Annotated in this window: 15 protein-coding genes; all 15 read left to right on the forward strand. The window is 39.3% G+C overall.

Translation table 11 applies throughout. The annotated features are described in order from the left end of the window. The first annotated feature begins 19 nt into the window (after positions 1-19). Positions 20-481: a flagellar export protein FliJ gene (gene fliJ, locus BIV16_RS04785; protein WP_075679100.1), complete on the forward strand. Its 462-nt coding sequence runs from the start codon at positions 20-22 to the stop codon at positions 479-481. A 22-nt stretch (positions 482-503) separates the two neighbouring features. Continuing rightward, positions 504-1,364: a MotE family protein gene (locus BIV16_RS04790; protein WP_075679099.1), complete on the forward strand. Its 861-nt coding sequence runs from the start codon at positions 504-506 to the stop codon at positions 1,362-1,364. A gap of 42 nt (positions 1,365-1,406) precedes the next feature. Continuing rightward, the gene (locus tag BIV16_RS04795) at positions 1,407-2,897 is read left to right on the forward strand and encodes a flagellar hook-length control protein FliK (protein ID WP_075679098.1); all 1,491 of its coding nucleotides are present in this window, start codon (positions 1,407-1,409) and stop codon (positions 2,895-2,897) included. A gap of 15 nt (positions 2,898-2,912) precedes the next feature. Beyond that, positions 2,913-3,653 (forward strand): flagellar hook capping FlgD N-terminal domain-containing protein, encoded by a 741-nt coding sequence (locus tag BIV16_RS04800; protein ID WP_075679097.1) that lies wholly within the window; start codon positions 2,913-2,915, stop codon positions 3,651-3,653. A 15-nt stretch (positions 3,654-3,668) separates the two neighbouring features. Continuing rightward, complete coding sequence (locus BIV16_RS04805) at positions 3,669-4,067, forward strand: TIGR02530 family flagellar biosynthesis protein (protein ID WP_075679096.1); 399 nt, start codon at positions 3,669-3,671, stop codon at positions 4,065-4,067. Positions 4,068-4,143: 76 nt separating this feature from the next. Next, positions 4,144-5,799, forward strand: a complete 1,656-nt coding sequence (locus tag BIV16_RS04810) for a flagellar hook protein FlgE (RefSeq protein WP_075679095.1) — start codon at positions 4,144-4,146, stop codon at positions 5,797-5,799. A 189-nt stretch (positions 5,800-5,988) separates the two neighbouring features. After that, positions 5,989-6,192: a flagellar FlbD family protein gene (locus BIV16_RS04815; protein ID WP_075679094.1), complete on the forward strand. Its 204-nt coding sequence runs from the start codon at positions 5,989-5,991 to the stop codon at positions 6,190-6,192. Between the two features lie 46 nt (positions 6,193-6,238). After that, entirely contained in the window at positions 6,239-7,036 is a 798-nt protein-coding gene (locus BIV16_RS04820) for a motility protein A (RefSeq protein ID WP_075679723.1), read from the forward strand. Then, on the forward strand, positions 7,036-7,872 hold the full coding sequence (locus BIV16_RS04825) for an OmpA/MotB family protein (RefSeq protein ID WP_075679093.1): 837 nt from the start codon (positions 7,036-7,038) through the stop codon (positions 7,870-7,872). Before BIV16_RS04820 ends, BIV16_RS04825 begins: the two co-directional genes overlap by 1 nt. Before the next feature lie 13 nt (positions 7,873-7,885). Next, entirely contained in the window at positions 7,886-8,407 is a 522-nt protein-coding gene (locus BIV16_RS04830; RefSeq protein WP_075679092.1) for a flagellar basal body-associated FliL family protein, read from the forward strand. 35 nt (positions 8,408-8,442) lie between these two features. Continuing rightward, positions 8,443-9,423: a flagellar motor switch protein FliM gene (gene fliM / locus BIV16_RS04835; protein ID WP_075679091.1), complete on the forward strand. Its 981-nt coding sequence runs from the start codon at positions 8,443-8,445 to the stop codon at positions 9,421-9,423. A gap of 1 nt (position 9,424) precedes the next feature. After that, the gene (gene fliY / locus BIV16_RS04840) at positions 9,425-10,570 is read left to right on the forward strand and encodes a flagellar motor switch phosphatase FliY (protein ID WP_075679090.1); all 1,146 of its coding nucleotides are present in this window, start codon (positions 9,425-9,427) and stop codon (positions 10,568-10,570) included. Positions 10,571-10,602: 32 nt separating this feature from the next. Continuing rightward, positions 10,603-10,965: a response regulator gene (locus BIV16_RS04845; protein ID WP_075679089.1), complete on the forward strand. Its 363-nt coding sequence runs from the start codon at positions 10,603-10,605 to the stop codon at positions 10,963-10,965. 1 nt (position 10,966) lies between these two features. Then, positions 10,967-11,344 carry a flagellar biosynthetic protein FliO gene (locus tag BIV16_RS04850; protein WP_083625015.1) on the forward strand — a complete coding sequence of 126 codons (378 nt, stop codon included), beginning with the start codon at positions 10,967-10,969 and terminating at the stop codon, positions 11,342-11,344. A 13-nt stretch (positions 11,345-11,357) separates the two neighbouring features. Beyond that, complete coding sequence (fliP, locus tag BIV16_RS04855) at positions 11,358-12,254, forward strand: flagellar type III secretion system pore protein FliP (RefSeq protein ID WP_075679088.1); 897 nt, start codon at positions 11,358-11,360, stop codon at positions 12,252-12,254. Positions 12,255-12,258 lie beyond the last annotated feature (4 nt).

The following is a 12,258-nucleotide window of genomic DNA, read 5'->3' on the forward strand; positions in this document are numbered from 1 at the left end:
GACAAAGGTTGGCGGTTTTATGGCAAAGTTTCAATACCGGATGCAAAATATCTTAGATGTAAAACTGAAAATAGAAAGTCAGGCAAAGATTGCGTATGGGATTGCCAATGCAAAGCTTGAGGAAGAGCAGATGAAACTTCAAAAGCTCATAATCCGAAGAGCTGGATACGAGCAACAGGCAAAAGAATTGATGATGGGAAATATTGATATACAGGAAGTACGCAATTGCAGAAAAGCGATTGATACGATGAAGTCCCTGATACGAACCCAGATGATGCAGGTGCATGTCGCCGAGAAAAATCTAGAGGCGGCGCGGAAACGGCTAAACGATGTCATGGTTGAGCGAAAGACACATGAAAAATTAAAAGAAAAGGCATTTGAAACATTCAAACAGGAATTACAGTATGCAGAGAACAAGGAAATCGATGAATTAGTCAGCTATACCTACCATGGGAAAGAAAATGCTGATGAATCAAGATAAAAAGAATTAGGGTGGTGTACAAATGGCAGAAGAGAATATGGATGTACAAGATGAGACACTAGATAAGAAGGCTGCGAAGAAAGCCGAAAAAGAGAGACGGAAACAGGAAAAGAAGAAAGCAAAAGAGGAAAAGAAGCTAGAAAGTGATTCTTTGGAAGAGGAAACAGAGACAAGCGGTGGAAATAAGGTGGCGATTTTCTTCGTGACACTTATTATTGTCGTAATCTGGCTTGCAATTTTAACACTGTTAGTAAAATGGGATGTCGGTGGATTTGGTTCAACAGTTTTGACACCTTTATTAAAAGATGTTCCATATATCAATAAAATCCTGCCGGAATCTTCAGAAGAAATGTCAACAGAAGATACGGAGTACGGGTATGCGACACTGGATGACGCAATTGCAAGAATCAAGGAACTTGAGGTAGAACTTGCAGATGCACAAAGCCAAAGCACACAAAGCAGTGATTATGTATCACAGTTAGAAAGCCAGGTCGCTGAACTGCAGCAATATAAGCAGGATGAAGCCGATTTTGAAGCTGAAAAGCAAAAATTCTATGAGGAGGTTGTCTTCTCAGATAATGCTCCCGATATACAAGAATATAAGAACTATTATGAAAGTATAGACCCTGCAAATGCGGAGGTTTTATACAAACAGGTTGTTAGCCAGGTGCAGGCGGATGAACAGTTACAGGACTATGTAAAAACATATTCTTCCATGAAACCCAAAGAAGCCGCTGCAATTTTTGATACTATGACAGATAATCTTCAACTTGTTGCAGACATCTTAATGCAGATGGATGCGAGCGCCAGAGGTGATATTCTAGGGAAAATGAATTCTGATACCGCAGCAAAGGTAACAGAGATCATGCAGCCTTCAGAATAAATATGAAATTGTTTTTACAATGGAAGGAAGGAGGAAAAGAGGATGAGTACGAAAGTTTCGAAATTAAGCCAGCTGTTTTCTGCGAATCAGGTAGATGCTTCAAATCCAACAAAAGGAAATGAGAAAAAAACATCTGTCCAGTTTTCAGAGCTGTTAAATCGAAATGCAACGCTGCCAAATCAGACAAATGTTGGACAAAATTCCAGCAATAAGGTGTCGGCTGCTCCAAAGCAGGACTATAACCAGTTCCAATACAAAGACAATGCGATTCAGCAGCAAAAAACAATACCGATTGAGCAGAAAGCGGTAAGCCTGACAGAAAAAATGGGGAAAACCACAGAACAGATAAAAGATGTTTTGAAGGAAGAACTTCAGGTTTCTGATGAACAGATTGAAGATGCGATGGCAACACTCGGAATGCAGGGGATTGATTTATTGAATCAGAACAACCTTGCGCAGCTTGTTTCAGAACTGACCGGTGAAAATATCACAGATTTAATTTGCAATGAAAGCTTCCAGAATATTATGCAATCCGTCACATCAATTGGCGAAGATTTGTTTTTAGAACTTGGCATCACACAGGAAGATTTTAAAGACATTTGTAGTTTGATTGAACAGACAGGTGGACAGACACAGGATGAAACCGTGGAACTGAATACAGCAGAAACGTTCGACGAGACAGCAAATCAGGGGGTTTTGACAGATGAAACAAATCCTGATGTGGCACACCAGCAGGTGGAAAGTGACAGGGTTCAGAAAAATGTGACAGACTCCCAGACACAGCAGAATGTTGTATCACCAAGGGAAGTGGCTTTGGAGGCGAAACCAGCTGTAGAAGAAGTGGGGACTGAAGAAGAAACTCAGACAGAAGAACCGCTTGTTACGGTTGAAGTTGAGGAAAATTCAGATACTTCAAAGAGTTTTGCGCAAAATCAGCAGGGCAGCCAGTCAGATCTGACACAGAATATGGCAGAGATTCTCATGCCACAGACAACTGCACCAGAGACGGTAGTCCTTAACCAGGCCGAATTTGCAGATACATATCAGCAGGTCATTGACATCCAAAATGTCATGGAACAGATTGTAGAATCTGCAAGAGTCACAATCGGGGCAGATACAACCAAAATGGAAATGCAGCTTAATCCGGAAAATCTTGGTAAAATCTATATGGAGATTACATCAAAAGAGGGAACAATTTCTGCAAAATTTGTAGCGCAGAATGATTCTGTACGGGAGGCATTGCAGGCACAGATGGCAGATTTAAAACAAAATTTAAATCAGGCAGGCATTAAGGTTGATGCTGTTGAAGTGACTGTTTCAAGTCACGAGTTTGAAAAAAACTTAGACGAGAATGCAAAACAGCAGGAACAGCTTGGAGAACAACAGGAACAGAAAGAACAGTCAGGTAGAAGAACAAGAAGAAATATCAATCTTGGTGAGCTTGATGAGTTGTCTGGAGTTATGTCCGAAGAGGAGAGCCTGGTGTCACAAATCATGCAGGACAATGGAAACAGTATGGATTTAAAAGCATAGGAAGGGAGGACAAAAATGGCATTAGTTGCACCCGTAACAAATGGAAAAGTGGAATCTGTTTCGACAGAGGAAACAAAAAAAGAACAAGCAAAGGCAAAAGGTTCTGATCTTGGTTATGACCAGTTCTTACAGATTTTGTGCGCAGAGATGCAGTATCAGGATCCGTTGGAACCGACAAGCAATACAGAATATATCGCACAGCTTGCAACATTCTCGCAGTTAGAGTCTACATTGGACTTGAACGATAAGGTAACGTCATCTATGGCGAATGACCTTGTGGGTAAATATGTAATCATGAAGACAACATCTTCCACGACAGGTGAGACATCTTATAAATATGGTACAGTTGACTATATTTTATATCAGGATGGCGATACACTATTGGCATTGGATGATGGTGGATTTTATTCAATCGATGATTTGGATACGGTATCAACACCGGAATATATGGATGGTGTTACTATGGCAAAAACATTCTCAACGATGATTGCAAAATTGCCATCTGTATCAAAACTTACAATTTCAGATGAGGGAAGTCTAAAGGAAGCAAGAAAATATTACGATGCATTGACCGATTATCAGAAGAAGTTTGTAAGCACCACAGATGTAGAAACTTTAGAGGCATTGGAAAAACAGATGTCAAAACTAAAGGGCGATACTGACGATGGTACAACAGGAACCGATACCGACACAAAGACAGACGACAGCACAACCGATACGGATAATAAGACAGAGGGTACAGAATCCACAGAGTAAATAGGAGATGATATCATGAATAAAATCACGAATCAGTTCACTTCTATTGCACAGGTGACGGATCAATATCTGAATCCAAAAAGCAAATCTGTATCAGCCGACTCTTTAGGGGTATCTTTTGAGGATATCTTAAAACAGAAACAGGATGTTGCTGGAAGTGAAGAGCTGAAGTTTTCGAAACATGCCACAATGCGGTTAGAAGAAAGGAAAATCAGCCTTTCAAAAGACCAGAGTGAACGTTTGGAAAGCGGAGTTTTAAAGGCAAGTGAAAAGGGAATTCACGAGTCTTTGGTGATTGTAGATTCCTTGGCATTCATTGTTAATATACCAAATAAAACGGTTGTGACAGCAATGGATCAGGCAGAATCGGACAATCATGTATATACAAATATAGATGGAGCTGTAATTGCTTAGCTGGACCTTAGGGAAGCTAATATTCCGGACTGATTGAAGGAATAAATTACAGAGAGAATTAGGAGGTCATTTCATTATGATGAGATCATTATATTCTGCTGTGTCAGGTTTGAAGACACATCAGACAAAAATGGACGTTATTGGTAATAATATCTCTAACGTTAACACGGTTGCATTTAAGTCATCATCCGTTACATTTAGTGACGTTATGTATCAGACAACATCAAATGCATCCGGTGCGAATGGAGCAACCGGAACAGGTGGTATCAATCCAAAACAGATTGGTCTTGGCGTAACAGCCGCATCAACAAGAGTCAGCATCACATCCGCTGGTGCAACAGAGTCAACCGGTAATCCGTTCGATATTAAACTTACAGATTCCAACTCAACCAACTTTTTCGTTGTAAATAACGGATCACAGAATGTATTTACAAGAGATGGTTCTTTTTACATTGATGGAGCAGGTAACTTATGTATGTCTGGTACAGGATATACCGTTATGGGATGGCAGGTTGACAAAGCAACAAACACGATTGTAAAAGATACCGTATCTGCCCTTAGAATCATGCAGGAAGGAAATCTGACTTCCAGTGCAGAAAAGACAACAAATGCTACTGTTGGTGGTGTATTTGACTCAAATGACTCTAACTTAAAGAGCGACAATGGACTGGTAAAGAACCTGGTATTCTATGATGATTTAGGTTACTCTTACACAGCAAGATTTATTTACCGTAATGGAGCAAATGATGGAGAATATACCGTTGAATTATCAGATATCTTAGATTCAAATGGAGCAAGTATTATAAAAGATGCGGATGGCAATTTAAATCTTCCGAATGGTATGACATTGTCAAATCTTTTTGGTAATGCAAACAATGAAACCTACACAGCTGCAAATGCAGGCTATACCTACACAAATGTAGATGGATTTGACGGATATCTTGACAGTGACAGTACATATTTTTACACATTAGGAAATGATGGTGCCGGAAATACCGTATGCAGAAGATATCCATACGACAGCACAACAGGCGGATTAAGCAGTACAACTCCAACCGTTGTTAGTTTAACTGCAAATGACTTTTATGGAATTCCAAAGACGGCAACCAATGTTACGGTAAATGGTGCAACTGCAACCGCAACTTTGACAAACTATAATATTAAATTTAGTACAGATGATGGAACATTTACCTCAGTTGGTGGAAACCAGGATGGACAGGTTATGTTAAACATGAATCTTTTAGGCGGTAATTTCTCTAATATCACAATTGACTTTACACAGTGTAAAGATTCTAACAACAACGGAAGCTCCACAATTTCCATGGATAAGGGAACCGCTGCCGACAGTTCTATCGGTGCCGGTAAGAAACTTGGAACCATGACAGGTATTACCATTGATACAAGCGGTAAGATTTATGGTACTTACAACAACGGTAATACAGAGTTATTAGGACAGATTGCTGTTGCACAGTTTTCAAATGCTGCTGGTCTTGAGAAGATGGGTGATAACTGTTATACCACAACTTTAAACTCTGGCGAATTTGATGGAATTGGTGTTGAAATCACCGCCGATGGCAGTAAGATGACAACCGGACAGTTAGAAATGTCTAACGTAGATTTGTCAACAGAATTTACGCAGATGATTATTACACAGCGTGGTTTCCAGGCAAACTCAAGAATTATTACCGTATCTGATACATTATTAGAGGAATTGATTAACCTGAAACGTTAATTTTTAAAATTTATTCGAATTTGGACAGAAAAAGTCGAAAACGGAAGACCTATATAGGGGGAAAGTATTTCCAATCCCCCCCCTATATATGGTATACTAACAATAATGAGACAGTGAAATAAGTCCCATTTTTAGAATTTGTCTCTGAAAATAGGAGACACCAGTCAGAATTCAGAAAGGAGAGAGAAGATGATTGAAGTGACTAGGCTAAATGACACAAAATTACTCATAAATTCTGATTTGATTGAACTGGTGGAAGAGACGCCAGATACCGTGATTACCTTGACTACAGGCAGGAAATTAATTGTAAAAGAAAGTAGACAAGATATCAAAAATTTGGTAAAATCCTATAAAAGGGATATTATGACAACCAAAATGGATTTTGGCTCATAATGTCGGAAAATCGAAAAAAATACAGATAGGATGGTAGGTGGATAATTTGGATATAGCTTCACTTGGAGGACTTTTATTAGGTGTTGCAATGTTTGTGTTCGGTGTATTGTCGAACGGTGGTGTGGCAGCACTTAGTGGTATGTGGGATTTACCTTCTGTAATTATTACATTAGGTGGATCTATTTCCGGTGTTTTAGGAGCAAACAAGTTACCAGATTTCATTGCTGGTTTAAAAGGATTTGGACTTGCTTTTAAAAATGAGACACAGGATGCAGGAAGCATTATTGCGAATATTATTAATTTATCCAACATAGCTAGAAAAGAAGGCCTTCTGGCGTTGGAAGAGGCAGCGAACGGAATCGAAGACCCTTTCCTCAAAAAAGGAATTATGCTTGTCGTTGACGGTACAGACCCTGAACTGGTTCGTGGTATTCTGGAAACAGATTTAACCTGTATTGAGACAAGACATAAGAAAGTAATTGGATTCTGGGAAAAATGGGCAGAGTTAGGACCAGCCTGGGGAATGATTGGTACCCTGATTGGTCTGATTAACATGTTAAAGAACCTGGAAGATTCTTCGACAATCGGACCGAATATGTCGGTAGCCCTGGTAACAACCTTATATGGATCTTTAATTGCTAACTGGCTGTGTAACCCTATTGCATCTAAGTTGGCTGTTAATGATAAACTTGAAATTATGATGAAAGAGATTACTGTGGAAGGCCTCTTGTCTATTCAGGCAGGTGAGAACCCAAGAGTAATTGAAGAGAAGCTGAAATCATTCTTAGCTCCATCTGTTCGTGAGAATCTGGATGCAGAGAATGGCGGCGGAGGTGAAGAGTAATGGCGAAAAAGAAGCAGGAAGAGGCACCAAAAGGATCACCGGCATGGATGGCCACGTTTAGTGATTTGATGAATCTGCTTTTGTGCTTTTTCGTATTGCTGTTTTCTATGTCATCTGTTGATGCAGAGAAGTTTGCACAGGTAGTTGCATCTTTGCAGAGCAGCTTTAGCATACTGCCGTCCGGAGGCTCATCCATCGGAGAGGGACAGATGATTTCCTCTGGTGTGAGCCAGCTTGAAATGCTGGATTCTTATTATCACCAGATGGCAAATTCAGAAAGCGATACAGACTTGGAAGGAACATCTGGGAAATCAGATACTGAAACAGATGTCGCAGAAGAGTACAAACAGGAAGCTTTGAATGAATCAGAGAAGATGGCAGAACAGATTGAAGATGCTGTGAACCAATATGGAATGCAGGACCAGGTGGAAGTCGATTTTAATGCAGAATATGTATTGCTGAATCTGGATGGAACATTATTGTTTGATTCTGGAAAATCAGAACTTAAATCGGAAGCTTATGCAATTATGGATAAGATTGGTGCAATTCTAAGCGGTTATAGCAACAACATGATTGATATTGAGGGTCATACAGATAATGTGCCAATTAGTGCGCATGCCAAATATGAGAGCAACGATGTGCTGTCAATGTACCGTGCTTTAACGGTTGCAGATTATATCAGGAATACAACGCAGCTTGATCCGGCTCACATCAAATCTTCCGGGCGAGGAGAGTATGCTCCGATTGCGGACAACTCAACACCGGAGGGAAGAGCGAGAAACCGTCGCGTTGAAATAAAAATATACAATTCATATAGTTCAGATTTAGGTGAATAGGAAGGTACGAGGGATGAAAAAAAATCTTATTTCAGTTCTTATTTTAGCATTGGTACTTGCAAATTTGATTTTGACAGCAATTCTGATTTTTACAATTGTTCCACAGTCTAAGAAATCAAATGAACTGATTAATCAGGTATGCAATGCAATTGATTTGGAACTCTCTAGTGGAGCAGGGGAGAATGCGAGCACAGTTCCGGTAGACGATATTAATGTTTACAATATTGCAGACAGCTTTACTGTAAACTTAAAAGAAGGAGCAGATGGAAAGAGCCATTATGTTATCTTTTCCGTTGGTCTTTCTATCAATTCAAAGAGTGAAGCTTGTTCAAAATATGGTAAGGCTGGCGAAAACCTGGCAGATAAAGAGACTATCATCAAAAATGATATTAATACCATTGTTTCAAACTACACAATAGATGAATTTAATAACGACCAGCAGACGGTAAAAGACGCCATCTTGGCTGATATGCAAGAAATGTTTGGCTCAGATTACATTGTTGGTATTAACTTCTCAAGCGTTACAACTCAGTAGGTCAAAAACATTTTGCATTAGGTGGTGAGAAAAAGATGAGCGAAGTCTTATCTCAGAATGAGATAGACAGTTTGCTGCAGGCATTGAGCAGTGGCGAGCTGGACGTAGAAGAAATGAAGGACGCAGATGAAAAACAGGTTAAAAACTATGATTTTGCTCGTCCGGCAAAGTTTTCAAAGGAACATCTGAGAACATTGGAGATTATCTTTGAACATTATGGAAGACTGCTTTCTACGAATCTTCCGGTATATTTAAGAAAAAATGTACAGGTTGATGTCATGAACTCAGAGGCGGTTACCTATCAGGAATTCTCGAATGCATTGTCGAATCCGGTGTTGCTTGGAATTATCAACTTTGCACCGTTAAAAGGGAATGTTATTCTGGAAGTTGCTTCTAATCTGGGATATGCGATTGTCGATCGTATGCTTGGAGGAGCAGGAACTCCGCTTGAAAAGGCGAGAGATTTTTCTGAGATTGAATTATTGATTATTGAAAGAGTTCTGACTGTATGTGTCAATTTGCTGCGGGAACCTTGGAGCAATGTAATAGATGCACATCCAAGACTGGAACGTATAGAGACCAATTCACAGTTTGCACAGATTATTTCTCCAAGTGAGATTATTGCATTGGTGACAATCAATGTAAAAATTGGGGATGTGGAAGGACTGATGAATGTCTGCCTGCCTTATATCACACTTGAAGAGGTAATGGATAAACTGAATACAAAATATTGGTATTCGAATCTTCAGGAGAGAGATGAACAGGTATATACAGATACAATTGAGTCTCTGATTTCTAAAGCACCAATGCCTGTAAAAGCTGTTTTGGGAAATAGTGTAATTTCCGTAAATGACTTTATCAATCTGCAGGTTGGCGATATAATCCGACTGGATACGAAAGTGGATGATGAACTGAGTGTTTATGTTGGAAGTATTAAAAAGTTTACTGCCCTGCCGGGAGCTTCTGGCGATGACTATGCAGTAAGAATTACATCAGTAATAAGAGAGGAGCAGTAAGATGGACGGAGCTTTATCACAGAATGAAATTAATGCCTTGCTAAATGATGCGGCTGGTTCTGATGCATCTAAGAATGATGGTTCCTTGACAGAACAAGAGATAGATGCGATTGGTGAAATATCGAATATCAGCATGGGAACAGCTGCGACTACATTATTTTCATTGGTAAACCGAAAGGTAGAGATATCAACACCGGTTGTTTCTTTTGCTACATGGGATGATGTGGTTGAGAATTATGAAAAGCCATGCGTTTTTATCAGAATCGCATACACAGTGGGGCTTGATGGAAGCAACATTTTAGTATTAAAAGAGAATGATGTTAAAATTATCACAGATCTTATGATGGGTGGTGATGGAACAAATACAGATGGTGAAATTGGTGAATTACATCTGAGCGCTATCAGCGAAGCAATGAACCAGATGATGGGGTCAGCTGCAACGTCTCTCTCGTCTATGCTGAATAAGACGATTGATATCAGTCCTCCTTCAGCAGATTTGATTGATTTAACAGAGACGATTGACGAAAGCCAAATCGATGAGTTTTTATCTGGCACATTCGTAAAGATTTCGTTTAAGATGGAAATTGGAGATCTTGTCGACAGCGAGATTATGCAGTTATATCCTTTCTCATTTGCAAAGGAAATGTGCCAAAGCATTACCAATAATATGAAAGCGGATTCAAAATCGACGGCAGAAGAAAATACGAAGAGTCAGCAGCCAAGTGCCGCTACGCAGCCACAGGTATCACAGCCGCAGATGCAACAGCAGGCGCAGCCAATGATGAATCCGATGATGAATCAGCAGATGGGGAATCAACAGATGATGAATCAACAGTTTATGAATCAACAGCAGGTGAATGTTCAACCAGCACAATTCCAAAGCTTTACAGGTGACCTGGGCGGTAATTTCCCGCAGGAGAACATCGATTTAATTATGGATGTACCTCTTGAGGTTACAGTGGAATTAGGAAGAACAAGCAGATCAATTAAAGAAATCCTGGAATTTACACCAGGTACCATTATTGAATTAGATAAGATTGCAGGAGAACCGATCGATGTTCTCGTAAATGGCAAATATGTTGCAAAGGGCGAAGTTGTCGTCATTGAAGAAAGTTTCGGTATCCGAATTACCGAAATTGTGAAATAAAGAAATTTAATTAAAGGAACAGGAGAATAATTATGGCAAAGAATATTTTAATTTGTGATGATGCTGCATTCATGAGAATGATGATCAAAGACATTTTGACAAAGAATGGTTACAACATTGCAGGAGAAGCAGAAAACGGCGCAAAGGCTGTTGAAAAGTACAATGAGACAAAACCAGATTTGGTATTGATGGACATTACTATGCCAGAGATGGATGGAATCCAGGCATTAAAGAAGATTAAAGAGGCAGATCCTAACGCATGTATCATTATGTGCTCTGCAATGGGTCAGCAGGCAATGGTTATCGAGGCAATTCAGTCTGGTGCAAAAGATTTTATTGTAAAACCTTTCCAGGCAGAACGTGTATTAGAAGCTGTTAAAAAAGTAGTGGGTTAATATGATATTATTAAATGCCTCAGCGTTAAACAGTTTTTTACAGTTAATGGGCGCAATTGTTATTTTTGCATTTGTGCTCGTTATTACTTATTTTACGACAAAATGGATAGGAAACTATCAACAGGTACATACGACAAACAAAAACCTGAGAGTAATTGAATCACTTCGTCTGACCAACAATAAGTTTATTCAGATTGTACAGGCAGGCGATGTGTATCTTGTTATTGCTGTTGGCAAAGAAGAAGTTCAACTTTTAACTCAATTGACAAAAGAACAATTGACAGAACTTCCTGATTTTACAAAGACACAAAATACATTATCTCAGGAGAGTTTTCAGGATATTTTAAGCAAAGTAAAGAAACATATCCCGAAAAAATAGGTTGAAGTATATGATGAGTAAATGGAAAAAAACATATTGTATGTTATCATTTTGCTTTGCGATTTTCGTATTCACATTTGCTACATTTACGGTGTGTGATTTAACAACCGTATATGCAACTTCAGCCACGGATGGAACACAAGATGCAAACGTGGGAGATACGACACAGGATGATACGTTCAATCCAGACAGCATAAGTCAGCTAGATGATACAGATACAAAAGACACCTCAACTTCAAATCAGAATGTTGATGGGTTATCAATTTCATATAACAATGATAGTGGTTCTGTTTCAAGCCCGATTAAAATTATCTTATTTTTAACCGTGATTTCTCTAGCACCTTCGATTCTGATTATGATGACATCATTTACCAGAATTATCGTGGTGCTTCATTTTGTGAGAGCAGCGCTTGGAACACAGACAACGCCACCAAACCAGATTTTGGTTGGACTTGCATTATTTTTAACATTTTTTATTATGTGGCCAACATTTACCCAGATTAATGAAACAGCGATTCAACCGCTGGATGCTGGGGAGATTACAATGGAACAGGCTCTTGAGATAGGTCAGAAGCCAATTCGTGAGTTTATGTATGGACAGACACAGACAAAAGATTTAGAGTTGTTTGTTGATATTTCAGGCGAGACGTATGATTCTTACGATGATGTTCCAATGACAACGTTAATTCCGGCATTTATCATCAGTGAATTGCGTGCTGCGTTTATTATTGGATTTTTAATCTATATTCCATTTATTGTAATAGACATGGTTGTGGCATCTGTCTTGATGTCAATGGGTATGATGATGCTTCCACCGACAACGATATCGCTGCCGTTTAAGATATTACTGTTCATTCTTGCAGATGGATGGGATCTTGTGATTGGTGGAGTGGTGAAGACATTCTATTGAGAAA

The organism is Roseburia sp. 831b (assembly GCF_001940165.2).
Taxonomy (GTDB): Bacteria; Bacillota; Clostridia; order Lachnospirales; family Lachnospiraceae; genus Roseburia.

Bases quoted from the DNA above. Each gene is read 5' to 3' on its own strand.
- BIV16_RS04805 (WP_075679096.1), top strand. From the start codon at position 3,669: ATGAATAAAATCACGAATCAGTTCACTTCTATTGCACAGGTGACGGAT.
- BIV16_RS04790 (WP_075679099.1), top strand. From the start codon at position 504: ATGGCAGAAGAGAATATGGATGTACAAGATGAGACACTAGATAAGAAG.
- fliJ (WP_075679100.1), top strand. From the start codon at position 20: ATGGCAAAGTTTCAATACCGGATGCAAAATATCTTAGATGTAAAACTG.
- BIV16_RS04795 (WP_075679098.1), top strand. From the start codon at position 1,407: ATGAGTACGAAAGTTTCGAAATTAAGCCAGCTGTTTTCTGCGAATCAG.
- BIV16_RS04845 (WP_075679089.1), top strand. From the start codon at position 10,603: ATGGCAAAGAATATTTTAATTTGTGATGATGCTGCATTCATGAGAATG.
- BIV16_RS04830 (WP_075679092.1), top strand. From the start codon at position 7,886: ATGAAAAAAAATCTTATTTCAGTTCTTATTTTAGCATTGGTACTTGCA.
- BIV16_RS04850 (WP_083625015.1), top strand. From the start codon at position 10,967: ATGATATTATTAAATGCCTCAGCGTTAAACAGTTTTTTACAGTTAATG.
- fliM (WP_075679091.1), top strand. From the start codon at position 8,443: ATGAGCGAAGTCTTATCTCAGAATGAGATAGACAGTTTGCTGCAGGCA.
- BIV16_RS04800 (WP_075679097.1), top strand. From the start codon at position 2,913: ATGGCATTAGTTGCACCCGTAACAAATGGAAAAGTGGAATCTGTTTCG.
- fliP (WP_075679088.1), top strand. From the start codon at position 11,358: ATGAGTAAATGGAAAAAAACATATTGTATGTTATCATTTTGCTTTGCG.
- BIV16_RS04815 (WP_075679094.1), top strand. From the start codon at position 5,989: ATGATTGAAGTGACTAGGCTAAATGACACAAAATTACTCATAAATTCT.
- fliY (WP_075679090.1), top strand. From the start codon at position 9,425: ATGGACGGAGCTTTATCACAGAATGAAATTAATGCCTTGCTAAATGAT.
- BIV16_RS04810 (WP_075679095.1), top strand. From the start codon at position 4,144: ATGATGAGATCATTATATTCTGCTGTGTCAGGTTTGAAGACACATCAG.
- BIV16_RS04825 (WP_075679093.1), top strand. From the start codon at position 7,036: ATGGCGAAAAAGAAGCAGGAAGAGGCACCAAAAGGATCACCGGCATGG.